Source organism: Lactococcus sp. SK2-659 (assembly GCF_020218185.2).
Taxonomy (GTDB): domain Bacteria; phylum Bacillota; class Bacilli; order Lactobacillales; family Streptococcaceae; genus Lactococcus; species Lactococcus lactis.
Window position 1 is genome coordinate 1,012,376 of the sequence record NZ_JAIWQZ020000001.1, and the last position, 25,150, is coordinate 1,037,525.

27 protein-coding genes and 1 pseudogene are annotated in these 25,150 nt (G+C 34.1%); 1 reads left to right on the forward strand and 27 read right to left on the reverse strand.

Annotation, left to right across the window (positions count from 1 at the left end; all coding sequences use genetic code 11):
• Positions 1–63 precede the first annotated feature (63 nt).
• Positions 64–1,005, forward strand: coding sequence for a UbiA family prenyltransferase (locus LDP15_RS04750; RefSeq protein ID WP_136122456.1), 942 nt, complete (start codon positions 64–66; stop codon positions 1,003–1,005).
• A 25-nt stretch (positions 1,006–1,030) separates the two neighbouring features.
• On the opposite strand, the gene LDP15_RS04755 is transcribed toward LDP15_RS04750, so the two are convergent.
• The 27 genes and pseudogenes from LDP15_RS04755 to LDP15_RS04885 form a co-directional block, all read right to left on the reverse strand.
• Positions 1,031–2,089 (reverse strand): endonuclease, encoded by a 1,059-nt coding sequence (locus tag LDP15_RS04755; protein ID WP_010905645.1) that lies wholly within the window; start codon positions 2,087–2,089, stop codon positions 1,031–1,033.
• Positions 2,090–2,172: 83 nt separating this feature from the next.
• Positions 2,173–2,760: an isochorismatase family protein gene (locus tag LDP15_RS04760; RefSeq protein WP_225513307.1), complete on the reverse strand. Its 588-nt coding sequence runs from the start codon at positions 2,758–2,760 to the stop codon at positions 2,173–2,175.
• 18 nt (positions 2,761–2,778) lie between these two features.
• Positions 2,779–5,232, reverse strand: a complete 2,454-nt coding sequence (gene rnr / locus LDP15_RS04765) for a ribonuclease R (RefSeq protein WP_015426229.1) — start codon at positions 5,230–5,232, stop codon at positions 2,779–2,781.
• 249 nt (positions 5,233–5,481) lie between these two features.
• On the reverse strand, positions 5,482–5,730 hold the full coding sequence (secG, locus tag LDP15_RS04770) for a preprotein translocase subunit SecG (RefSeq protein WP_003130913.1): 249 nt from the start codon (positions 5,728–5,730) through the stop codon (positions 5,482–5,484).
• Positions 5,731–5,871: 141 nt separating this feature from the next.
• Complete coding sequence (trxB, locus tag LDP15_RS04775) at positions 5,872–6,798, reverse strand: thioredoxin-disulfide reductase (RefSeq protein ID WP_010905642.1); 927 nt, start codon at positions 6,796–6,798, stop codon at positions 5,872–5,874.
• Positions 6,799–6,992: 194 nt separating this feature from the next.
• Positions 6,993–7,220, reverse strand: a complete 228-nt coding sequence (locus LDP15_RS04780) for a DUF4059 family protein (RefSeq protein WP_004255037.1) — start codon at positions 7,218–7,220, stop codon at positions 6,993–6,995.
• A 1-nt stretch (position 7,221) separates the two neighbouring features.
• Positions 7,222–7,974 carry an amino acid ABC transporter ATP-binding protein gene (locus tag LDP15_RS04785; RefSeq protein ID WP_004255031.1) on the reverse strand — a complete coding sequence of 251 codons (753 nt, stop codon included), beginning with the start codon at positions 7,972–7,974 and terminating at the stop codon, positions 7,222–7,224.
• Positions 7,975–7,985: 11 nt separating this feature from the next.
• The gene (locus tag LDP15_RS04790; protein WP_042230247.1) at positions 7,986–8,873 is read right to left on the reverse strand and encodes an amino acid ABC transporter permease; all 888 of its coding nucleotides are present in this window, start codon (positions 8,871–8,873) and stop codon (positions 7,986–7,988) included.
• Between the two features lie 261 nt (positions 8,874–9,134).
• Positions 9,135–9,980, reverse strand: a complete 846-nt coding sequence (locus LDP15_RS04795) for an amino acid ABC transporter substrate-binding protein (RefSeq protein WP_015426227.1) — start codon at positions 9,978–9,980, stop codon at positions 9,135–9,137.
• A 137-nt stretch (positions 9,981–10,117) separates the two neighbouring features.
• The gene (locus LDP15_RS04800) at positions 10,118–10,693 is read right to left on the reverse strand and encodes a C40 family peptidase (RefSeq protein ID WP_042230245.1); all 576 of its coding nucleotides are present in this window, start codon (positions 10,691–10,693) and stop codon (positions 10,118–10,120) included.
• A gap of 126 nt (positions 10,694–10,819) precedes the next feature.
• Positions 10,820–12,487, reverse strand: coding sequence for a formate--tetrahydrofolate ligase (locus LDP15_RS04805; protein WP_015426225.1), 1,668 nt, complete (start codon positions 12,485–12,487; stop codon positions 10,820–10,822).
• A gap of 155 nt (positions 12,488–12,642) precedes the next feature.
• Entirely contained in the window at positions 12,643–12,969 is a 327-nt protein-coding gene (locus LDP15_RS04810) for a heavy metal-binding domain-containing protein (protein WP_225513308.1), read from the reverse strand.
• A gap of 81 nt (positions 12,970–13,050) precedes the next feature.
• Positions 13,051–13,497 (reverse strand): ASCH domain-containing protein, encoded by a 447-nt coding sequence (locus LDP15_RS04815; protein WP_015426224.1) that lies wholly within the window; start codon positions 13,495–13,497, stop codon positions 13,051–13,053.
• A gap of 139 nt (positions 13,498–13,636) precedes the next feature.
• Positions 13,637–14,341, reverse strand: coding sequence for a purine-nucleoside phosphorylase (deoD, locus tag LDP15_RS04820; RefSeq protein ID WP_004255010.1), 705 nt, complete (start codon positions 14,339–14,341; stop codon positions 13,637–13,639).
• Between the two features lie 70 nt (positions 14,342–14,411).
• Positions 14,412–14,681, reverse strand: a complete 270-nt coding sequence (locus tag LDP15_RS04825) for a zinc ribbon domain-containing protein (protein WP_015426223.1) — start codon at positions 14,679–14,681, stop codon at positions 14,412–14,414.
• A gap of 59 nt (positions 14,682–14,740) precedes the next feature.
• On the reverse strand, positions 14,741–15,976 hold the full coding sequence (locus tag LDP15_RS04830) for a phosphopentomutase (RefSeq protein WP_004255006.1): 1,236 nt from the start codon (positions 15,974–15,976) through the stop codon (positions 14,741–14,743).
• Between the two features lie 185 nt (positions 15,977–16,161).
• On the reverse strand, positions 16,162–17,079 hold the full coding sequence (locus LDP15_RS04835) for an LCP family protein (protein WP_042230241.1): 918 nt from the start codon (positions 17,077–17,079) through the stop codon (positions 16,162–16,164).
• 20 nt (positions 17,080–17,099) lie between these two features.
• A pseudogene (locus LDP15_RS04840) lies at positions 17,100–18,218 on the reverse strand (CDP-glycerol glycerophosphotransferase family protein).
• A complete protein-coding gene (locus LDP15_RS04845) occupies positions 18,208–19,398 on the reverse strand; it encodes a CDP-glycerol glycerophosphotransferase family protein (protein WP_015426220.1) in 1,191 nt (396 codons plus the stop codon). Before LDP15_RS04845 ends, LDP15_RS04840 begins: the two are co-directional and overlap by 11 nt.
• A gap of 151 nt (positions 19,399–19,549) precedes the next feature.
• Positions 19,550–19,996: a glycerol-3-phosphate cytidylyltransferase gene (gene tagD, locus LDP15_RS04850; RefSeq protein ID WP_163646177.1), complete on the reverse strand. Its 447-nt coding sequence runs from the start codon at positions 19,994–19,996 to the stop codon at positions 19,550–19,552.
• Between the two features lie 100 nt (positions 19,997–20,096).
• Positions 20,097–20,615 (reverse strand): hypothetical protein, encoded by a 519-nt coding sequence (locus LDP15_RS04855; protein WP_015426217.1) that lies wholly within the window; start codon positions 20,613–20,615, stop codon positions 20,097–20,099.
• Between the two features lie 120 nt (positions 20,616–20,735).
• Positions 20,736–21,341, reverse strand: a complete 606-nt coding sequence (locus LDP15_RS04860) for a tetratricopeptide repeat protein (RefSeq protein ID WP_225513309.1) — start codon at positions 21,339–21,341, stop codon at positions 20,736–20,738.
• Between the two features lie 21 nt (positions 21,342–21,362).
• Positions 21,363–21,662, reverse strand: a complete 300-nt coding sequence (locus tag LDP15_RS04865; protein WP_015426215.1) for a putative acetyltransferase — start codon at positions 21,660–21,662, stop codon at positions 21,363–21,365.
• A 146-nt stretch (positions 21,663–21,808) separates the two neighbouring features.
• The gene (locus tag LDP15_RS04870; protein WP_052312051.1) at positions 21,809–22,138 is read right to left on the reverse strand and encodes a hypothetical protein; all 330 of its coding nucleotides are present in this window, start codon (positions 22,136–22,138) and stop codon (positions 21,809–21,811) included.
• 60 nt (positions 22,139–22,198) lie between these two features.
• Positions 22,199–22,360 carry a hypothetical protein gene (locus LDP15_RS04875; RefSeq protein ID WP_158414568.1) on the reverse strand — a complete coding sequence of 54 codons (162 nt, stop codon included), beginning with the start codon at positions 22,358–22,360 and terminating at the stop codon, positions 22,199–22,201.
• Positions 22,360–23,946: a polysaccharide pyruvyl transferase family protein gene (locus LDP15_RS04880; RefSeq protein WP_042230237.1), complete on the reverse strand. Its 1,587-nt coding sequence runs from the start codon at positions 23,944–23,946 to the stop codon at positions 22,360–22,362. The genes LDP15_RS04875 and LDP15_RS04880 overlap by 1 nt, the downstream gene beginning before the upstream one ends.
• Positions 23,939–25,111, reverse strand: a complete 1,173-nt coding sequence (locus LDP15_RS04885) for a polysaccharide pyruvyl transferase family protein (RefSeq protein ID WP_080619318.1) — start codon at positions 25,109–25,111, stop codon at positions 23,939–23,941. The genes LDP15_RS04880 and LDP15_RS04885 overlap by 8 nt, the downstream gene beginning before the upstream one ends.
• Positions 25,112–25,150: the final 39 nt, after the last annotated feature.

Below are 25,150 nucleotides of genomic sequence, written 5' to 3' on the forward strand. Positions count from 1 at the left end.
ACAGCTCTGTCAGTCAAAATCATTCATGATTTATTGGCTAGTTTTTGCTATAATCAGCTTATCATGACTTTAAAAACTTTTTTTAATTTTACACGTATTCAAACCTTGCCCGCAGCATTATTATCACCGATTGCTGGCTGTCTTTTTGCCTTTTGGTACTTTGGAAGTTTTCATTTTTGGCCTACGCTTCTATTTTTTATTGGTTTAGCAAGCATTAATCTTTTTGTTTCGGCTTGGAATAATCTGATGGATTATCAAAAAGCACTTGATCCTGAATATAAGAAATGGAATATTATCGTTGCTAAATCGATTAATCCTAAACTTGCTTTAAACATTTGTTTGGCACTTTTAGCGATTGATGTAGTCGTTGGACTAATTGTTCTTTTCTTGACTAATCTTGCGATTTTACCAATTGGTGGACTTTGTTTCTTAATTGCTATTTTCTATACTTATGGTCCTTTTGCTTTTTCTCGTTTTCCTTTGGGCGAAATTTTAGCCGGTCTTTGCGAAGGATTCTTTGGTTTTTTCCTTGCTGTCTATATTAATTCTTATGATAAAGGCTATTTTTTCATTAATTTTGACAGGAATTGGTTCATGACATGGACTTGGGATTTTAAGATTCTTTTACCAATCCTTCTAGTCGGTCTAATGTGTTTTGTTCAAAATTTTAATATTATGTTTTCTGATAATATTTGCGATTTAGAACAGGACATTCGTAATGAGCGTTATACTTTACCTTATTATCTAAAGATTCCACGCAGTTTAAAAGTATTTACTGGACTATATTTATTTGCTGGACTTTGTATTTTAATTGCCATTGCTTTGGGAATTTTACCAATTTGGTCATTAATAATGGGCATCATTGCCCTGAAAGTTATTCCTAATATTAAAAAATTTAGAGCCAAACAAAGTAAATCAGAGACTTTCCACCTTCAAATTGACAATCTGATGTTATTTAATGCTTCTCTTGCCCTTACGTTGTTACTGGGAATTATTTTTAAGTAAAATAAAAAAGCGCTTAGCGCTTTTTTTACTTTTCCAAAGAGAAATCCATGACGACCGGCTGGTGGTCCGATGATTTGAACTGATTATCAATGGTTTGTATTTTTAAGTCTTTTATATTATTTGAAACAAGAAATCCATCAATAATTCCAAATGTATTTTTAGGATTTTTCTTATCATAGGCATAATCAAGTGAACGAACAGTTGGGGCATTGGTTGGTGCGACCACTCGCATTCCTTTTGTCAAATTTTCCGTGGGAAATTCCTTCATCCATGTTAATTCTGGATGAGCTTTACCAGCTAAGGCATGGTTATAATCAGCCCCACAAATGACATAATCTCCTTTAGAAACATACTTTTTCATCTCATCAAATAAAGTCAATAATTGTTGTTTTTGAATTTTTTGGTCAGTGATAAATGCTGACAGATGTGTATTAAAGATTACGAATTTTTTATCTGAATTCTTAATTGGCAAAATACTGACAGAAAAAGCTCGGTCTAAATCAAAAAATTTATTAAAATTAGTTTCGATAGGCAACTTATATCTTGTTGAACTTTCAATTTCATATTTAGAATAAGTCATAATTCCAGATTTAGCTTTTCCAATTGGCTTGGTCACCGGATAAAAAAGATAGGCTGAATCGTAATTCTGTGTCAGAACACTGGTATAATCGGGAAGGCCAGCACGAACCATTTGAGGTTCATTTACTTGTTGGCTGCGATCTCCTTGCCAATCAATTTCTTGAATATTTCCAAAGTCTGGCTTCTCTTTATTAATAAGTCTGATATCTTCTTGAATTGCAGATTTGACAGCAGATTTACTATAAGCTCGCACATCATCCCCACCATCCATGAAAAAATTGAAAGAAGGAGGGTAAGATCCATAACCGATATTAAAAGTCATCATTTTATAGGTTTGTCCCAGCTCAACTTGCTGAGTTTGAGGATTTTTAATTGTCTGCTTCATATCATTAGGAAGGCGATGATATTGTGCATAAACATAGATGACATAAGAGCCAATAATCAGAGCAAATACTAAAATAATGCTGACAAGAATTTTTCCAATTAACTTTAAGCGATTTTTCATATTATTTATTCACTAAATAATTCTAGGAAAATTTACTGACAGCCACTCCTAAACAGTCTGTCAGTAAAATATTTATCCCAAACTTATTTACTTTCTTCAATCATTTTTAAAACTTCTTGTGTTGAGCGAACTCGTCCAAGACGAGGGAAAATTCCCTCAACAATTCCTTGATGGAGTTGTCCATTAAAATCTGTCATTGCATCTTCAATAGCAATAACTTGATAACCATGCTGGAAAGCTTCACGGGCCGTAGTATCACAACCGATCGTTGTAGCAATTCCAGTCAAGAGGATTTCATCAATTCCACGACGACGTAATTGGACATCTAAATCCGTGCCATAAAATGCGCCCCAGTTATGTTTAGCGACATGAATGACATTATTATATTCTTTATCATATGCTTCAGGCATGACAAAATCAGCAAAATCTGCCGGAATTTGTCCTTGTGCAACAGCTGGATTGTCAGTTTTTGGTTTTAAAGTTTCGCCACCGTAGTTTTTGACGTGAACAAAAACAATTAAAGCGCCTGTATTTTTTAAACTTGTTACAAGTTCTTTATTTTTAGCTAAAACCTCTTGTTCAGAATAAGGAGCAAATCCCTCACGCCCTGCAATTCCTTTTTGTAGGTCAATAATAACCAAGGCTGTTTTTTCTAAATTCAAAGTTGTCATATTTTTTTCTCTCAAATTTTAGCCTCTTTTATGTGGCTTTTTTCTTCCGTCAGTAAATTTTTTGCCATTATCTTTTTTGTCAGTAAATTTGCCCTTAGCAGCTTTACTGTAAAATGGTTTCTTAGCAGATTTCTTTTTCTTTTTATCAAATTCAGATTTCTCGTCAGCTCTTCTGCCATTTTTTGATTTATTAGCAGATTTGTCAGTAGATTTTGTCGCTACTGATTTAACCTTAAGAGATTGATTTGATTTTTTGCGACCCTTATGTTCAGATTTTCTCTTCGCTTTCTCTGCTTTATCAATCAAATCTAATTCTGAAGGTAGATATTCAAAATCAATCTCCCCAGTCATTCTATCAGCTTTGACAACTTTTATTTTAATAGGCTGACCAATTTTAAAGGTAAGTCCACTTCGTTCGCCAATAAGCGCCAACATTCGTTCTTGATAATTAAAATAATCACCTTTAAGGGTTGAAATATGAACTAAACCTTCAATCGTATTTTCAAGTTCAATAAACATTCCAAAACGGGTAACTGAAGCAATAATCCCTTCAAACTCTTCACCCACATGTTCTTCCATGAATTCGGCTTTTTTCATTTTTTCAACTTCACGTTCAGCATCAACCGCCCGGCGTTCACGATGACTAGAATGTTCTGCAATTTCAGGAATTTTATCTTCCCATTTTTGTAAAATATTAGCTGGTGTTTTTCCCTCACCAATTTCACGAATCAATCGATGAACCAACAAATCGGGATATCGACGAATTGGTGAAGTAAAGTGCGTATAATTTTCCGCAGCTAAACCAAAGTGACCCTCATTGTTTTCTGAATAACGAGCTTGTTGCATACTCCGTAACAACATAGTTGACAAGACCATTTCGCCAGGCTGACCTTTAATTTTCTTCATGAAAGCTTGTAAAACCTTCTGATCAATACCATTTGAAGTTCCTTCAATTTGCATTCCAAAAGTTGCTGCAAAATCAATAAAACGTTGCAATCTATCAGCTTTTGGTTGTTCGTGAATCCGATAGATAAAAGGCAGTCCATGCGCTTCAAAATGTGTCGCGACTGTTTCATTCGCTTCAAGCATGAATGATTCAATCATTCGCTCAGCAATGCCACGTGTTCGTTTTCTAATTTCAATTGGCAGTCCTTTTTCATTGACAATGATTTTCGCTTCTACAGTATCAAAATCAATGGCCCCGCGTCTTTTACGCATGGCTTCTAAAATATGGTGAAGTTCAACCATTATTTTTACAGAATCTGCAATTTTAGCATATTTTTCAAGTGCTGCCTCATCTCCTGCAATCATTTGATTAACGGCATCATAAGTCATTCTTTCTGTCGTTTTAATAATTGATTGAGAAATTTGATAGTTGATCACTCGACCTTCAGGACTAATTTCCATGACACAAGACTGTGTTAGACGATTGATTCGAGGATTCAATGAACAAATTCCATTAGAGAGACGTTCTGGCAGCATTGGAACTACTCGATCCGTCACATAAACAGAAGTTCCACGTTCGTAAGCTTCTTTATCTAATGGAGAATTTTCAGTGACGTAGTGTGAAACATCCGCAATATGTACTCCTAATTCATAGTTTCCATTTTCCAAACGTTTAGCATGCACAGCATCATCAAGGTCTTTTGCGTCTGCTCCATCAATTGTAAAAGTGATTTCATTACGATAATCGACCCGTCCCACAATTTCATTTTCTGGAACTTCTTCTGGAACAGCTTCAGCTTGGTCTAAAACTTCTTTTGGAAATTCAGAAACAATATCCATTGAAGCCAAAACTTCCAAAACGTCAATTCCTTGGTCATCTGCTTGACCAATAATTTCAGTGACTAATCCTTGCATTGTCTGTGGAAATTCCTTATCTGGATAATGAGTGATTTCAACACGAACAATCGCTTTATTTTCAGGAATTAATCCTTCATTTCCTAAATAAACACGATAAGGGATTTTTTTATTCCGAGATTTAACAAAACCAATCAGTCCTGTTTGCTCTTTTTCATCATCATTCAAAGCTACAAAAGTTCCAACAACCTGATGGACGTCATGGCGAATGATTTCGACAACATGCCCTTCAGCAGAAGTTCCTTTGAGCGCATTGGCATTTTTATCAATTTCAATAAAAACTTCGTCACCATCAAGGGCGAAAGCCGTTTGGCCTCTTGCGACAAAAACGTCTGGTTCTTCAGCATCAATGCTGACAAAACCAAAGCCAGCTGCATTGGCCCGGAAAATTCCGCTGATGACAACTTTTGCCTCTTCTTTTTCGGCTAGTTCAACTTTACCTTTTGCAGTAAAATTAAGCAAATGCTCGGCTTCTAGTGAAGCTAAAGTTTTGACAAATACTTTGTAATCTTTAGCCTTATTCATATGTAACGCAACTGACAATTCTTCTACTGACAGTGCTTTTTTTGAACTATTCTCAAGATAGTCCATGATTACTTCTCTAATACTCATTATATTCTCTCAATGAACTTTTTGACCACAAAAATTGGACAAAAAGCCCCTTTCTTTTTTTGTTTCAAATATTAACTTGATTTTTTAGCTAATATTTTAAGAGATTATCAGTGGTATTAATCATTTTATCAGACATTTTTGACTGATAGAATCAATTCTACCACTGACAATTTGGACAACTAAACATTTGACGCAATTAGAAAAACATTTATAAGAAAATAAAATACGGACTGTTTTCAGCCCGCAATTTTAACGTGTTGATAAAACAACAAGAGCAAATCCAATAACTAGCCATAAGCCAATCATGATTGCTGTAAAACGCTGCATCACTGCCTCAAAACCGCGCGCTTTACGACGTTCAAACAATTCACCTGTTCCACCCGAAAAAGCATCTGCTGCTCCATCTTGTTTTGAAGGTTGCATGAAAATCGCTACAATAATAAATGCTGAAACTACAAGCATTGCAACAAGCAAAATGTCATAAATTACTTTTTCCATAGTCTTATAAATTACTTAGGCGATAAACCTAATCTCCTTTTTCAAAATTGAGTTACTTACATTTTACCATATTTTCGATTAAAAGTCATTCCGAATCCTTTAATAAAAAATTACTGACGATTTTGTCAGTAATTTTTTATTTTAATCAAGTTCAGCTACAAATTTATAAGCTTCTTGAGCTGCTTGCGCTCCATCACCAATAGCTGTAGTGATTTGACGGAAATCTTTTTGACGAACATCACCTACGGCAAAAATACCAGGTAGACTTGTTCTCATATGGTCATCGGTAATAATCCAACCGGCTTCATCAGTAATTCCAAGATTACCAGCAAATTCAGCAACTGGGTCAAGTCCCACATAAATGAAGATTCCACCAAAAGCTTTTTCAGTTACTTCACCTGTTTTAACGTTTTTATAAACAACGGATTGAACTTTTTTGTCATCCCCTTTAATTTCCATAGGAACAGAATCCCAAATAAAGTTGATTTTTTCTTCTTTGAAAGCTCTTTGTTGGATAATTTCTTGTGCACGCAATTTATCACGACGATGCATAATTGTTACGGATTGACCAAAACGAGTCAAGTAGAGAGCTTCTTCAACAGCAGAGTCACCACCACCAATAACTAAAATTTCTTGGTTTCTAAAGAAAGCACCATCACAAACGGCACAGTAGGAAACTCCGCGAGCCCCATATTCTTCCTCACCGGGAATTTCAAGCTTACGGTGATTAGCCCCTGTCGCAATAATAATTGATTTAGTGACAAACTCATCATCTTCTGTGATAATTTTTTTGTAATCCCCATGGTCTTCAATAGCCGTCACAAAACCATAAGCATTTTCTACACCTAAACCTTCCAAAGGTTCAGCCATTTTCATTGAAAGTTCAGGACCCATGATTGTTTCATAGCCAGGATAATTTTCAATCTCAGCTGTGTTATTCATTTGACCACCAGGAACACCACGTTCTAAAAGCAAAGTTTTCATTTCAGAACGTGCAGTATACATCGCTGCAGTCATTCCCGCAGGGCCTGAACCAATGATGACAACATCATATTTCTTTTCTGTCATTTTTAATCCCTTTTCTAAGAGCTAAAGAACTCCCCTTAAATTCATAAACTCAAGCTAGCATTTCAGCAAACTTGAGCCCTTTTTTATTAGTTCTAAAAACTCTTTTTTCTAATATCTAAAATCTTATAGCACCATTTTACATTGTCAAACGATATTTTTCCATTAATTAGATTTATTTAAAGCATAAATAAAAATCAAAGTCCACGAATTCTTAGTATTACAAGTACTCCTAAAACAGCAAAACTCAAGATAGGCGTCGTTAAAATACCAACTAAAATTAAATCAAAAATTCGGTTTCTTCTTTCAGTCCACGGTTTTTTCGTATTTCGCACAAGGTAAGTGAACGCATATAATCCACCTACCAATAAAACAAAGATAGCTGAAATTAATAGACCTTTTAAATAAAACTGTAAAATCATCATTTTAGTTATTAACCTCTAAATTCTTGACATGACGTGATAAAAACTCTCGTGTACGAGGATTTTTTGGTGAGTAGAAAACTTCTTGAGGAGTTCCCGCTTCAATGATTTTCCCTTGTTCAAGAAAAAGCACTTTTGTTGCTACATTATAAACAAAGTCCATTTCATGACTGACAAGAACCATTGTTTGTTTATTTTGAGCTGCATTTAAAATTACTTCTTGAACTTCACCAACTAATTCAGGGTCAAGGGCAGATGTCGGTTCATCTAAAAGTAAAAGTTTTGGTTGCATCGCTAAAGCACGAGCGATTCCAACCCTTTGTTTTTGACCACCTGATAAAAATTTTGGATAGTAATCTTTCCGGTCAGTTAGACCAACCTTATCTAATTCAGCTTCGGCAATCTCTTTTGCTTGCGCCTTAGATAATTTTTTAACCTGAATCAACCCTTCCATTACATTTTCAAGGGCAGTCCGACGTTCAAAAAGATTAAATTGTTGAAAAACCATTCCAGTCTTTCTGCGAAGCTCAAGTACTTCTTGCTTTGTGATTGTCGAATAATCAATCTTTAAGTCATCAATTTCAATTTGACCACTATCTGGTCTTTCAAGATCATTTAAAGCCCGGAGAAAGGTTGATTTACCAGCACCAGAAGCGCCAATAAGGGCAACAACATCTCCTTCTTCAATTTCCAAGCTAATGTCGTTGAGAACTTGATTACCCGAAAATGTTTTACTTATATTTGTAATTTTAATCATTATCGTCCTCCTTAGGCTTGGTTAAATGGATTTTTGCTCAATGAAATTTGTGCACGATTTTTACGTTTGTCATTTGGCATTCTTACGTCTAATTTACGCTCTAATCCACGAATTAAGAGTTCAAAAATAATACAAATTGGCCAGTAAACTAAAGCTAAGGATAAATAAGTTTCAAATAAACGGAAGGTTGAGCCCCCAATAATTTGAGCACGAGCTGTCATTTCTACCACACCTGCAACGAAGGCAAGTGAAGTTGATTTCAAAAGTCCAATCAGAGCGTTTCCTAAAGGAGCCGTTGCAACGGTTGCTGCTTCAGGTAAAGTCACACGCATAAAAACTTGGAAGTTTGTCATTCCGAGTGATTTGGCTGCTTCGATTTGTCCTTTATCAACGGATTGAATTGCAGCACGAATTGTTTCCGAGTTATAAGCTCCTTCGTTGAGTGCAAAAGCAACAATGACAAAAAGCATAGCTGGAATTGTATTGACATTAAAATTCGTTCCATAATTCATATTGATTGCTTTTAAAATCAACGGAATCCCTGTATATGAAAGGTATAATTGCACCAAGATAGGGGTTCCACGAATGAAACTAACAAACAAAGCACGCAATTGATTCAAAATTGGAATTTTATTAATACGAACCAAAGCAAGAATGAGTCCTAAAAGTAACCCAAAGACCATGGCAATTATTGTCATTTCAAGAGACGACGGAATCATTTTTATAATTGGTAAAAAGGCATCTACAAATGCTGACCAACTAAAAATCTTTGTGAAAAACATGGTCCAAAAATCATGAAAATTATACTGGCCTTTGATTAAGAGAAAGGGAAGAGCTGGCAAGATAATTAAAGCCAAAAGCAAGACAATCCCAAGAATTATTTTTTTATTTTTTTTCATATTTTTTATTTTTCTAATAGGGAAAACTCTGTCAGTAAAAAAGTGACAGAGTTTATTCGGATTTATTGAACTTATCATTTAATATTTTTACTTATAAGTTCGATTTTTTACCTGACCATCACTTCTACTATTATACAAAATTTTGGTCATTTTTTCTTCTATTTTTTACGAACTGAACTGTCAGTAAATTTTGATTTGCCAAGAGACAAATATTTTACTGACAACTCTTAGATTTTAGGTTAAATTTCTTGTCAGTAAAATTTACTTAAACATTTCTGCTTTTGGCACGAAATCCCCACCAAGATATTTCTTGGAAATTTTCGCCAAACTACCATCAGCCTGCATTTTTGCCAAAACTCCATTCACATCTTTTTGAAGTTTTTTACCTTGCGAATCTTTGCCAAAGAGGAAATATTCATAACCGTCATGTTCAGCATCACCAGTATCCATACTGATATCTTCAATTTTTAGATTGTCAAAACCTTGTTCTTTAACTGCAGACTCTAAAGAAATCTTATCATAAAGCATGAAATCAATTTTTCCTGATTCAACTTGCGTGAATCTTGTGTTAATTGAAGTAGAATCTGCTGAGTAACTAATTTTGATTTCTTTATCTGGATTGGCTTTGTTCCAATCTTGAATTGACTTAGTATAATTTGATGCTGGATTACCAATTGTCGATTTCCCAGCCAAATCCGCCAAAGTTTTATAAGTCCCAGACTTCACAAGAACTGCATTGTTTGATTTTGATAGTGGTGATGAAAAATAATATTTTTCAGCTCTACTTTTTTCCCAGCCAAAATCATTGGCTCCCATTTGGTAACGACCAGAATCAATCCCTGGTGCAATCCCAGAAAAATCTGTCACTTGAAATTTCACTTTATATTGTGGCAATTTCTTGAAAACCGCACGAGCAACCTCAATATCGTAACCCGTTAAATTTCCTTGACTATCTGAATAAGTAAATGGCTTTGTTGCCCCATCTGTCGCAATCACAACAGATGTGGCTTTATCTGATGAATCTTTTGAACCTGATGAGCATGCAACCAAAGTTCCAGCAGCGATAAGTGAAAGAGCGGCAAATGTGACCTTTAGTGATGTTCTCATAAAAGTTCCCCTTTAAAAATTTGATAGACCTATCTTAACACGAACTTAAGACCTTTGCCATAAAAAAAACTTATAGCCAGATTTAGCTATAAGAATAACAAAAAAATAGCAATAAATGCTATTTCCTTCTATTATATTTAATACTCTAATGCAAAATCAGCCGACATATCAGTAACAGAACTGATTTTAACTGACTCACCAGGTTGTGGTGCATGAATCACTTGGCCATTTCCAAGATAAATTCCCACATGGTCTCCACCATAAAAGATAATCAAATCTCCAACTTTGGCTTGGTCAAGCCCGATTTGTTTTCCACTTGCAATTTGGTCCCAAGTTGTACGACCAATTTCTTTACCTAAAACTTCTCTATAGACGTAACTTGTGAATCCTGAACAATCAAAGCCAGCTGGTGTAGTTCCACCCCAAACATAGGGAACACCTAAATATTTTTTGGCTGTACTGACAAGTTTGTCAGCTCGTGTCTGAACTTCTTTAGCCGCACTTTGTGTTTTTTCTACTTTTGAAACGGCACTAACAGTATCATTCATTGTTTTTGTTAAAACATCAAGTGAATTTGTTGCTGCTGGCAAATCTGTCAGTGAACTTTGTGCTTTATTATCATCAAATACTGAATCCGCTTTTGCAGGATTTGCAATCAGGGCAGCACTAAAACTTGTAAGAAGTGCTGCAGAAATAATTATTTTTTTCAACATTGTTAGCAAGTATAACACAAAAAAACCGCTTGACAAGCGGTTTTACAAGTTTTTAATTTTTTGTAAATTTGTTACCGAAAAAATTTACATTTAATCTTTACGTAACAAAATCACTTAAACTCATTTCTAAAATAATCCTGAGATTTTTCCATCATCAGTGACATCCATTTTTAAAGCTGCTGGATTTTTAGGAAGCCCTGGCATTGTCATCACGTCCCCCAAAAGAGCAACGATAAATCCAGCTCCAATTTTTGGAAGTAGCTCACGAACTGTAACTTCAAAGCCTTCTGGCGCCGCTAAAAGATTTGGTTGGTCTGAAAATGAATATTGAGTTTTAGCCATGCATACTGGCAAATCATTCCAACCATTTTCTTCAATTTCTCTCATCTGACGCTTAGCCTTTAGTGAATAATTGACTTTGGAACCGCCATAAATTTCTGTCACAACTTTGTTAATTTTAGCTGATAATGGCTCTTTTAGGTCATAAAGATAGCTAAAATCAGATTTTTCTTGTAACATTCCTGACAGTTTTTCGGCCAAATCTAAACCACCTTCACCACCCTTAGCAAAGACTTGGGTCAATGAAACTGGAACTCCCAATGCTTCTGTCAGCTCTTTTAATGCTGAAATTTCAGATTTAGTATCTGATGCAAACTCATTAATTGCCACAATTACTGGCAAACCGTAACTCTGCATATTTTTAATATGACGTTCTAAATTAGCAAAGCCCTTTTTAACATCCTCTACGTTTTCCTTAGTCAATTCTTTTTTATCAAGGCCACCATGCATTTTAAGTGCACGAAGTGTAGCCACAATTACTACCGCATCAGGTTGTTTTCCGAGCTGACGAGTTTTGATATCTAAAAATTTCTCACCACCAAGGTCAGCTCCAAACCCAGCTTCTGTAATGACAATATCAGATAGTTTTAAGGCTGTTTTTGTTGCCAAAACAGAATTACAACCATGCGCAATATTGGCAAAAGGCCCACCGTGAATCAAAGCTGGCGTTCCCTCAATGGTCTGAACAAGGTTTGGTTTCAGTGCATCTTTCAAGAGCATCGCAATAGCCCCTTGAACCCCTAAATCACCAAGGGTTACAGGTTTACGGTCATAAGACTGAGCCAGAACAATTTTTCCTAAACGTTCTTTCAAATCGCTGATTGAAGTTGCCAAACATAAAACCGCCATAATTTCACTGGCTACTGTAATATCAAAACCATCTTCACGGGGCACACCATTTAAAGGGCCACCAAGTCCAACAGTGACATGACGAAGGGCACGGTCATTCAAATCAACAACACGTTTCCAAATGATTCTTCTTGGGTCGATATTTAACGGATTTCCTTGATGAAGCGAATTATCAATAAATGCCGAAATAGCATTGTTGGCAGTTGTAATCGCATGAATATCACCCGTAAAATGAAGATTAATATCTTCCATTGGCAATACCTGTGCAAAACCACCACCAGCAGCTCCACCCTTAATTCCCATAACAGGCCCTAAAGAAGGTTCACGCAAGGCCACCATTACATTTGCACCTTGTCTTGCAAATGCATCAGCCAAACCGACAGTAACTGTCGACTTTCCTTCACCAGCAGGTGTGGGATTAATTGATGTCACCAAAACAAGTTTTCCTTCAGACTTTTTATCAAATTTATCTAAAACCTCTAAAGGAATTTTAGCTTTGTATTTACCATAAAGTTCGATATCATCAAATGATAGTCCAATCTTTTCAGCAATTTTGGTAATAGGTTGAATGTCAGCAGCTTGAGCAATTTCAATATCCGTTTTCATAATTCTCCTCTAAAGGCATCTCATATTTGAGTTTAATTATACTAATTTTAATATTATTCTAACAAAAAATGAAGGAATTTTCCCTTAATAGTATTTCTTTTGGCAGGCTTAACTAAAAATTGTTCGGAAATAAAAAAACTAGCTTTCGCTAGCCTTTAGATTTTTTCAATTTTAACAGCTGTTCCGTAAGCAGCGACAGAATCAATATTTTGGAAAGTCGATGAGTCAAAACGCATCGCAACAATTGCATTTGCTCCTTTGGCTTTAGCTTCCTCTCTCATATGATCAATCGAAGTTTCACGGGTTTCATGTTGAAGTTTTGTATAACCATTTATTTCGCCACCTACAACAGTTTTCATTTGTTGACCGGCACTTGAAAATAAATTTCTTGAACGCGTTGTTAATCCGAAAACTTCACCATATACTTCAGTAATTCGATAACCAGCCACTTCATTTGTAGTCACAATAAGTATTTCTTCCATTTTATTCCTCTTTTCATAAAGCATAATTTTAAAATAATTATAGCATGACTAAAAAAATAGTCAACAATTTTTTTACTACTTTTAGTTTTGGTAAAGAACTTCAAATTCTTCGCAAAGCACTTCCATATTAGGACTATATACTTTTAAGTCACTCCAAAAGTCTTGATGCACTTTCCGCCAGTAGTCTAAACTTTGGTCCCCTTCTCCTTCTTTAAAAGCATGTTCAGCGCTGACATCAAAAAAGTTTTTCACATAAACTTTAGAAGTTGTAATAGCAGCTCTTGGTTGACCTTTTCCATCTAGTAAAATATCAAATTTTCCATCAACTGAAGGGAATGGTTCATCTTCACCATACTCAGCTACAGCGCTAGCCGTCGCACTTTTCTTTCCTTCTAATACTAAATCTAAAAGTTTATCAGCCAATTCTGGCTCAGTTATTGGACCATCAACCTCATTACAAAATGCCCAAGCCCATCTAAAATTTTCTCTTGCCAATCCTGCTTCTTTGATAAAATCTTCGTAAGTCATCTTTTCTCCTTTGTTTGAAGGAAAATTTAATTTCCTAGTTTATTCCATCATATCAAAATTTTTTAAGCACAGATGATTAAATGGATTTTTATTGATAATAAATAAAAAAGTCCTGTCATTAAGACAGAACTTTAACTAATTATTCAGAAATCAAAGTTTCCAAACCAACTTTCATCATATCTGTGAAAGTCAATTGACGCTCTTCAGAAGTTGTTGATTCTCCAGTCAAAATATGGTCAGAAATTGTCATAATTCCCAAAGTTTGAACTTTATATTTTGCCCCAAGATAATAAAGGCCAGCAGCTTCCATTTCAACAGCCTTCACACCAAGTTTTCCAACTTTAACTGCATCTGGTCCACCGTAGAACAAATCAGAGCTGAGAATATTTCCAACGTGAGTTGTAATTCCAAGGTCTTTTGCAATATGATATGCTTTATCAAGCAAATCAAAATCAGCAATTTGGGGGAAATCAAAATCAGGGAAATCATTACGAATAATCGCTGAAGTTGTCGCAGCTGCTTGCCCAATGACAAGGTCACGAATATGAACATCTTCATTTACAGAACCAGCAGTCCCAACACGAATTAATCTTTTTACACCGTATTCTGTAATTAATTCATTAGCATAGATTGAGATTGAAGGAATTCCCATTCCTGTTCCCATAACAGAAACACGATGGCCCTTGTAAGTTCCAGTAAAGCCAAGCATTCCGCGAACTTGGTTAAATTGCACAGCATCTTCAAGGAAGTTTTCTGCGATGAATTTTGCGCGAAGTGGATCTCCTGGTAAGAGAATTTTATCTGCGATTTCGCCTTTTTGAGCTTCGATATGTGGTGTTGGCATTTTTAATTTCCTTTTCTTTTAATATAATTATCAAATTTACTGACAGGATTTCTATCAGTAAGTTAAGAACTTAATTTTTCCAGCGTTTCAAACCTTTGAGTTGTATTGGATAAAGCTTTTTGAAAAGCCATTTTTGCATTTTGGGCATTGAATTATTATCTAAACCTTTTCGCCCAATTTCGACCATTTCATCAAAAGTAAGTTCTGGTTGGACAAATCGTCCTTGCATATAGCAATAGATACAATAGTCTGTTGAAAACTCTCCATTTGCTTGCGTTCCCTTATAAGAATCATCAGCAATTGGCATTCCACACGACTGACAAAATGCTTTCTTAGCCATAAATAAATCTTTCTTTTTAAACTCTGTCAGTAAAATTTACTGACAGAAATTTTTTCCTATTAAACCAAAGCATCCAAGAATGATTCACCAGTTTGAGCCTTCTTAACAGAGAAGTTTTCGGCAACAGTTGCTGAAATATCAGCAAAATGTCCCACTGGTAAAACTTTAGGGTCTTTCAATGATTTAGAGAAAATCACGAGTGGAATATATTCACGAGTATGGTCAGTTCCTACGTATGAAGGGTCATTTCCGTGGTCAGCAGTAATCATCAACAAATCATCTTCTTTCATTGCATCAATGATTTCTGGCAAACGACCGTCAAAGTCTTCAATTGCTTTTCCGTAACCTTCAACATCGCGACGATGTCCATATTTAGCATCGAAGTCAACTAAGTTTGTGAAAGAAAATCCTTCAGTAAACTCAGCTTTTGTCATTGCTTTAAGCAGACGGTCAACCCCGTCCATATCGTTATGATTATGCCCCATATCATATTTCACACCTACTGTGTTGAAAATATCTGAAATCTTCCCAACTGAATAAGTATCAATTCCAGCCTTATAAAGTTTTTCCAAAACTGTTTCAGCAAATGGTGACAAAGCATAGTCACGACGTCCATCAGTCCGTTCAAAGTTTCCAGCTTCTCCAACATAAGGGCGAGCGATGATTCGGCCAATCATGATTCCAGACCCTTCAAGGGTAATTGAACGAACATATTCACAAATTTTATAAAGTTCTTCACGAGAAATGACATCTTCATGTGCCGCAATTTGCAAAACAGGGTCTGCTGAAGTGTAAATAATCAACTCACCAGTTTCCAATTGACGAGGACCAAAATCTTCAATGACTGCTGTTCCAGAATAAGGTTTATTTGCTTCACGAATGATTTTACGGCCAGAAAATTCCTCAATTTTTTCAAGTAAATCCTCTGGATAACCTTCTGGATAAGTTGGGAATGGCGTTTGAATATTCAAGCCCATAATTTCCCAGTGCCCAGTCATTGTATCCTTACCTTTTGAAATTTCTTCTAGTTTAGTGACATATGCTGCTGGTTTATCAGCTTTTGGAACCGTTTTGAGCGGACTTTCGCGCGGGATATTTCCCCAACCTAATTTTTGAAGGTTAGGCACATCAAGCCCACGAATTTCTGAAATATGACCAATCGTGTCTGAGTTCACATCATTAATTGCTTCATGCGTTTCAACGTCATGATTAAAGAATTTGTCAGCATCTGGTGCAGCACCAATTCCGACAGAGTCCATTACAACAAGATGAATACGACCAAATTTTTTAGGCATTATATCTCTCCATTTCTGCTGCTATATCAATAGCAAAACTAACTAATTCTATTATACATAAACTCTTCCAAAAAGGGCAGTCAAAGCTGTTAAAAAAATACATTCTTTTTGTCAAAAATTGCATTTTCTACTAAATAGATGTCATAAAAAAATCATTAGATGTTTGTCCAATGATTTATATTCTTTTATTTTAAACTTTCTTGAAATTGTATTTTCGCCAAATCAAGATTAGCTTGTGAAATTGTCGTCACTCCTGACTGTCCCTCCACTTTATCGCTATGGATATTGATTTTACTAATCCTTGTAGCCCCATGATAATTCACTACCAAAGCTTTGAAATTTCCAAAACTAAAACTCATTCTAAAAACTTTAGGAAAAGCAGCCAAAATTTGAGAAAAATGCCCGATAATAACCTGCGGATTTTTAAGCTTCGTCATTGTCGCCATCACAAGTTCTTGTTGTCTTCCAAAGAGTTTTTTACTATCTGACTCATTTAATAAAGTAAGATAGGCCTTTACCTCTGTTGAATTCTTTAAACTAATTGTTCCTTGAGGAAAATTGTAACCTTGAGCATTAAAGACATTTGCATTTTGAAGTGAAAGTCCCCCGATTGCCTCAACCAATTTGCCAATCTGGTCAAAATCAATTTTTACAAACTTATTCGTTTTGACTTGCAATAGCTCTTCCATTTCTTTAATGACCGCTGCTGCTCCTCCAGAATTATAAAGAGTTCCTAAAGATTGATGATTTGGAAGTAAAGCACTTGTTGAAATATTGATAACTGTTGTTTGTTGCAAGCGAGGATTCGTTGTTGCCATATCCGCCGAAACTAAAACTTCTTTTCCCTTAATTTCGCTTATTCCAAGGACAGCTGTCGTAAAAGCTTCTTTGTTTTTTAGTGAAACGCTCGTCGTTTCGGTCGGTGGACTAACATAAGCTTTATTTATCGCTGACTTCAAATCAAAATAAACTTTACCACCAACTGCCCCTAAAAGTATTATCAATACAAAAAGCACAATGAGGAAAATTCGTAAAAATTTTCTTTTTTTCTTTTTATGACCTCTTTTAAATGGTTCATCATAAGACGTTTCTGATTTTGTCATCCTTTTCTCCTTTCCAATCACTAAAAGCTGCTCATAATTGATTCAATCAAATCTAAGACTCGTTCAGTTGATTTTCCGTCATTAAATTTATACATTTTGTCAGTAAATTTTTTTCGTTTCAAACGATTCTCAGCAACATTTTTACTGACAGATTTGATTGCCTCAACTAACTCCTCCTCATTTTTACTGACAGGACCAGGAAACTCCTCTTGGTAATCAAAAGTAAAACCAGGTTTACGTGAATAATTAATCAAATCAGGACTTTAAGCAATAATTGGCTTGTCAAAAACCATCCAATCAATCGCAATCGCCGAATAATCCGTCACCAAAATATCCGTAATGCAAAAGAGTGATGAAATCAACTCATCCTGAATAAATAAAACTCGTTCATTATTTTCATATTTTGAATCTGAAATCAATGGATGACTTTTATAAATAATTAAGTAATCTTCCCCGAGTTTTTGATGAACTTTTTCCAAATCAATCATAGCTTCTCGAAAATGCGTACTAATTCTTCCTCTAAAAGTTGGGGCGTAAGTTATAATCTTTTTATTTTTCAGAATCGGATATTTCGCTAAGAGTCTTTGTTTTGTTTCTTCTAAAAAAATTGAATCAAAAATTTTATCATTATTAGGAATACCAGTCACCATCACTTGTGACTCCAAAAGATTAAAAGCACGCGCAAAAATCGGTTTTAAAAAATCTGAATTGACTATTGTATAATCATAATTTTTCACCTTATAATCTCGCTCCACATCATTCCCAAATTTTTTCAAAGCACCAGTTGCATGCCAAAGTTGCAAAACCTTGACCTTCTTACGATGCGAAAATTTGGACACTACGAAATTATTGTAATCAATAATCACTAAATGTGAACTTTGAATTAAAAATAATTGACGAATACAAGCATAACCATATTTTATATTTCCCCAGAAAGAAGAATCAAATTTAAAGAGAACTGTTCGTAATTCATATTTCTTTTTTTCAGATAGACGCTCATAAATCAACTTAAAATCCTTTGATAAATTATCATGTTCTAATGAAATAAAAGTAATTCGATTCCTCCTAAGCCCAGGAATCAAGGAAAAAGGATAAAAAACACCAAGAATAATTGTTAAAATAATTGATTTAGTTTTCATTAAAAATCCTCTTAACAACTTTAGAACAAGCTTTCCCATCATTCCATAAGTTAAATTTTTGATTAAACTTTCTCAAGCGTTCATAATCAAAATCCTCATTATTAATTTTCACTAATAAATCATCTTCCCTTGTAATGACATCATTAGGTAAGTCATTTGGAATATTTAAATAAAATCCTCTTAACTCTTGTTCATATTCTTCAAAATCATACATATAAAAATAGATTGGTCGATTTAAATTAGCATAATCAAAAAACACAGAAGAATAATCCGTAATTAAAGAATCACTCATCAAATAAGCATCATTAATATCCGCATTTGCCTCCATCAAATAAACAAAATCAGTCAAATCCTCCGGAACCTGATAAACATTAGAAATTAAGTAATGAGGTTTAAATAATATTATTGTATTCTGACCTAAAATTTTCTTCCATTTATGAAAATCTACAATTAATTGAAATTTATATCCCTTTACGTCAAAAGAATTATCTCGCCAAGTTGGCGCATATAAAATAATTTTTTTATTCGTTGGTAATCCATAGCGTGCTTTTATTAAATCTATGTTCACATCAAATCTACTATTTACTAAATAATCAACTCGCGGGTACCCGACCTCTAGTACTTTTTCCTCTCTTATTTTAAAAGCACTGACAAAAGCTTGACTCGCAAAAACATTCGGGGAAATAAGAAAATCCCACCGCCAACTATCTTGATCATAACTTTCGAGCATTTTCTTATAAGATAAACGACTTCGATAATAAGTGTTCCCATTGTCAAAAATATCATGTCCCAAGCGTTTGAGTGGTGTCCCATGCCATGTTTGTAAATAAATTTGTTCACTCTTTTTATAATAATAAGTAGGCATTTTAGCATTAAAGACCCAATATTTTGCTTTCGTCAGTAAATAATAGTATCTCAAAGAATTTAATTTAACAGACTTGGTACCAGAAATTTCCTTTTGTTTTTTAAAGGCCCAAACAAAGTGATAATCAGCAAATTCTTCATCATCCCTCATGTATTCAAAAAGGTAACGTGGATTATCTGAGTAAGTCTTACCATTAAATGAAGAAAAAATAATCAATCTATCATCAATTTCTACAAATTTCCCTAAAATCCTAAGAAAAAGAGAAAGAATCATCTTAATTATCATCAACCTTATTCTAACTAATAAACTTATCACTTTTTCTCCTTTCCATATGATTCTAATACATTTGTTTTTGTTTTCACTGATAAACTTGTCAGTAAACCACTTCCATGATCCATGACCTTTTTTCTCCTACTCACTTCTTTTGATAGATAATCTGCTATTTTTGCACTATTTTCATTTCTTATTATTCATCTTTTAAATCCGATATCTTTTTATCATGGCTTAGATAAAGCTTTCCAAGTTCCTGTTTTAAATTAGATGACGAAACTTTACCTCGTGGAAAATACATAATTTTTAAATCAGGAAACTCCTCTTTAAGAAAGTCAAATTTTCCCCTCCAATCATCACCCATTGCGAAAATATTTACCCCAAACATGTCAATATAAAACCCCTTATCATCCCATGATTGTTCTGGTACAACTAAATCAACATAACGAATTGATTCTAAAACATATTTTCTTGTATCATAATCTTGAAAGGACTTTTTCCCTTTCTCAATATTAAATTCATCCGTCGAGAGCATAACAATCAATTGATTTCCAAGATTTTTAGCATTTCGTAACATATTCACGTGACTTTCGTGTAAAATATCAAAAGTTCCTGCAACTAATACTATTTTTTCGTTTTTCATATTTAACCTCTTTTATTAACATTTTTATCTTGAAAATTTGTCAAAACTTGTTAGTTATATTTACACAATGCTAGATTTAAATTATCAACGGACCGTACTATCATAAAAGAATATAATCTTTAACTTCATCCGAAGGCTGTGTTTCTATTAACGTTAGTCCTTTATATTTCAACCAACCATTTCCACTAAGATGAAGTGCAATATTAAAAATTTTTCCTCTAGTTTTTATATTTAAGACCACACGCTTCCATTTTCCAGATGTTAGATTTTCCATATTTGCAGAAACAAAAGCTTGCTTTTCTATTTTAGAACCCAACATTTTTTGACCAACATTTTGAACTATATTAGTGTCACTTAAGACAGTTAGCATTAAAAAAGCATCACTACGTGTCAAATTAAAAAAATTTTCAATCCAAATTTCACACGAAAACTGAAAAACATGCTCTTTTTGGTCTGCTATTTTTATTGAATTCAAAAAGAGACTGGTGGGTGTTTTTGATTCAATCCTTTTTATCTCCACCTCTTCGAATTGATTTACAAAAAATTCATCCGTTCGATTAACCCACAATCCTTTTTGAAAAGAAGTTTCTATCTCGGTCAATAAATTTTCATTATTCATTGTTTATCTTTCTCCTTTAAGTCTTGCTTTTTGTGAAAAGACTTCCCCACTTTTTGACGCAGCTATCATTTTAGTCTGTCATTTGTATCTAACCTTAAATATATGCTGAAATCGAAATTATTAGGCTGATATCCCCAATTTTTTTAGATTTGCTTGGGCATATTTATTTCCTTGAGCAGCAGACTTGCGATAAAGCTCAATAGCCATTTGTTTATTTTTTTCCACACCTTGTCCGTACAAAAACATAGTTCCTAATAAATTTTGAGAATTTTCCATACCTGCATCAGATGACTTTTTTAACCATTTTTCAGCGATAGTATAATCTTTAACTACTCCTTGACCAAAATAATAAAGTGTTCCCAAATGTTCTTGCGCATATTTATTTCCTTTTTTTGCTGAATCTTGAAAAAGTCCTTCCGCCTTTAGAGCATCTTTTCTTACTCCCAAATCGTTTAAATACATGACTGCAAGTGTGTTTTCTGCATCCGCATTCTTTTGATTTGATGCCTTGACAAGCCAAGTCCGTGCTTTTACATAATTCTTTTTCTGATAATAGTTCAAACCAATTGAATATTGTGCCTTTGCTTGACCCAGCTCTGCTGAAATTCGTGTAGATTGCGTTAAAAGTAGGATTAGCCCAACTGTCACTAAAAATATAATAACTACTAAAGCAAACAGCCACTTTCTTTTCTTATTTTTTTGATGTTTATCTTTTAAATTTTGCATATTTCCCTTCTTTTAAGTACTTCAGATAATTAAAACTCTGAGCCAAGAAATATCTTGGCCTACTACTTTCCCTGGATTACCTGCTATTGCGACATTACTTTCTTGAAATTCCTTAGCCACAACTGCCGAATTACCAACGATACTATCATTTGCTATGACACTTCCTTTCAAAATTGTCGCGTTGGCACCAACCCAAACATGATTTCCTATTACAATAGGTCTTGATTTATTTTTTAATCTTCCAGACTTATTATCAAATATTTGATGACCATCTGAAGCTCTGATAACTATTCCAGTTGACCAAAGATTATCCTCACCCACACGGACAGATAAATGACGCTCATTTCCGATTACAAAATTTAAACCACCAATACTACAGCCTTTTTTATTAATAATTCATTGTTAGAACTTAGCGTTCCAAAATTAATTAAAGTATTGTTAGTTCCCTCTTCATCGGTTTTTTCTATCTAAACTTTTGAAAAATCATTAATATTAATGTAGGTATTTTTAAACTTAGACCCTTCATCAATAAAAACGTTTGAACCTTGACCAAGAAATTTAATAACTAAACCTGGATAACTCTTTATTTCAGTAGTCAAACCATTGGTTACTTGGTAAATATGATTATTTGCAACTTTTTTCATCATCAATCTAATAGTCAGTTCATTTATTAGCAACTCATCTTCAAAAAATATATTCAAAAAATCATAGTCTTCTTTAGCTTTAACACTATAACCTTGTTTCCCAAGTCCAACAGGAACATCTCTCGAATAAAACTTTCTTTCACTCCCATTCATATCACTCACCCCAGCTAAAAGACGTGAAGGCTTGAGTGCGAAAGTCCCAATTTTTAAAAATTAAATTTCTCCTTTTTGAAATTTTTCAGGTAATTTTATCTTTACCCAACTTCCCATAATGGACTCCTCCATTGAAAGATTAGAAAACTTAATTATGCCCTCAGATTTTTCAAAAGAAAAGTTTCCACTTTCTATAAGTTCAATATTATTTAGCAATACCATTAGTCAATTTCCTCAATACCAATGTGATGTACTCTACCTGTCTTAAAGTTTTCTGAAAATCCAATATGGTCAATATCATCATTCTTGATTTCTACTTCAAAAACAACTTCTTGTCCATTTTCCTTAATTTCGTCACTTATTTTGACAACTTCGCTTCCATCTTGGGCAGTTAACATGAATTCTTTATTTTTCCCTTCCCAAAGAACAGTGACTCTGTATTTATGGTTGAGCTGCAAGAGTGATTTTGTTCTAAAATTTTGCCAGGTCCAAAAATTTTTACTTCCTTTCCTAGCTTTTTTATTCTTTTTGAACTCTATACTTTCTCCCGCTTGTAGTTCAAAATACGGACTGAGTTCATCTAAGTATACGTCCCAAGAACTGATGAGATTTCCCACTACGGAGTTATTATAATTAAACAATCGCTTAGGAATTAATGATTTATTTAATATGTCTAAATCAATTTCATTTTGAGCGATGAAGTTTATATACTTGTCATAGCTTTCATCAAAAAAATCATAGTAAGCTTGCATTTCAAAACACGCTCTATAATATAATTCTTCAACACTTGTTTTTTCTGTCAGTTCATAATCCCAAATATAAGGGAGATGATGATATTCTGCCAGCCCTGCTGTATTTGAATCCGTTGCAATAATCATAACTGGTAAGCCCGCTAAAGCCGCAGCAATAGCTCCATGAATACGAGTTCCCAATGAGAATTTATAGTCTTTCAGCTCACTAATCCACCTATTAGGGTCAGCAATAAATTTTGCACGTCCTTCTACGTAAGCAAAATGTTGATTATCTCCAACTAATAAGTCATGTCGTCTTTCATCAACAAGCGAATGACCATATTCCACAAGCCTAGCCTCATCAATATCTTGTAAAAATATATCTGCCTTTTGGTTTTCAAATAAAACTTTGTCGATAAAGCTAGCCCAATGATAATCATATTCTCCTGCAATATAATTCACTGCAATCTTGAATTCTTGGTCAATTAAATTATATCTGTCGGTATGAATTTTATAATAGGCGGGTCTCTCTCGCGAATATCCATTATAAGTTACTGAAGGGCAGCCAATAATGCTAAATTTTTCTTCAGGATAACCAAGATATTCCGTAAGATATTTATAAGAATAATTATCTCTAAGACCAATGACATTCGTTTTTTCCATCACTGTCTCAATGAATTTTTTGATAAATTTCTCATTAGAAAATTTGTAAAATCCGTCTCTTGAAAACATTCCACCAAGTCCAGCTACTAATACCTTAGCATCTGTCTTATTCAAAATATCTGTCAGATATTTTAGCTCATTTTCACTCCCCTCACGCAGGGTATTTGACATGGGCAATATAAAATAATCATAGTTTAATTTTTGTAACTCCAAATTATGAGTAAAATCCCAAGTTGTGACAAAATTTTTATGAGAGTTTTTTTTAAATAAATTGAGCATTGCCCAACGAAATAACTGATTACCAGAATTTCCACTCAACCAATCCATATCAATGACTTCTTTATCCGTGTAATTATTCCAAGGAAAAATTGCTGTGTGTACCAGAATTCTTGTATTTTTTAGCTTATCAGTCATTAATCAACTCCTTTATTGAAACTTTTCTAAAATGTTGAGGTACATAATCTGGATTTAAATACTCAAGATCAACTCCATTTTTTATGAAAAAATTTATATATTCGTCATATTTATCATAAAAGCTTTCATAAAATTTTGACATTTCCGAGCAAGTACGATAATAAAGTTCTTCCATTGTTGTTTCTTGAGTAATTTCATACCACCAGATATAAGGAATATTATTATAATCAGCAAGTCCTGCTGTCCTTGAATCTATTGCAATAACCATGGAAGGAACACCAGCTAATAAAGGGATAACATTTCCGTGAATACGAGTACCAATCGAAAAATCCATTTCACTTATATCATCCATCCAATCATCTGGACGCACAATGAATTTACCTCTCTTCTCTTTAATAACTGGATGATTCAAAAATGTTGGTAGTAAGTCATGGTACTTACTGCTCGGCATTGGAATGTTATCTAGTAGCATTCGACCTTCTTCAATATCTTGAAAATATGCATAAGAATTATTATATTTACGGAAAACCTTATCAAAAAATTTTGCCCATGAATATTTATATTGACCTGGAGTGAAATTTATACCAATTTTGAAATCATCTGAAAATGTCCGATATTTTGTAGTTTTAAAATGAGGACCAAAATAACGAACCGATGGGCAACCTATAACATCCACATTATTTTTTGAAAAGCCCAAGTAATTTACCAAGTACTCCTGAGTCCGTTTATCTCTAACACCTATTGATTTTGCTTTAGTAAGAACTGTCGAAACAAATTTTTTTATTAAATGCTCGTTGTTAAATTTTGGAAAAGACTCCTCTTCAAACTGTCCACCAATTCCATCAAGTATTACTTTGGCATCAACTTTTTCAATAACTTCAATAAGATATGTTAATTCTTCGTCACTTCCTTCGCGAAAAGCATTAGCCATTGGCAATAAGATGTAATCGTATTTTTTCTTCTGCAATTCTGGGTTATGGCGAAAATCCCAAATACGTGTGAAATTTTCCTGAGGAACTTTTGAAAATAAGTTCAGAGTAGACCATTGGAACAAAAAATTACCAGTGTTTCCACTCATTAAATCTCTTTCCCTCATAAACTCATCATCATAATCTGACCATGGAAATGCAATTGTTTGTATTAATATTTCTGGGTATCTTTTCAATTTTTCAACCTTTTTTTATTTTTACTTAACCTTGAATTA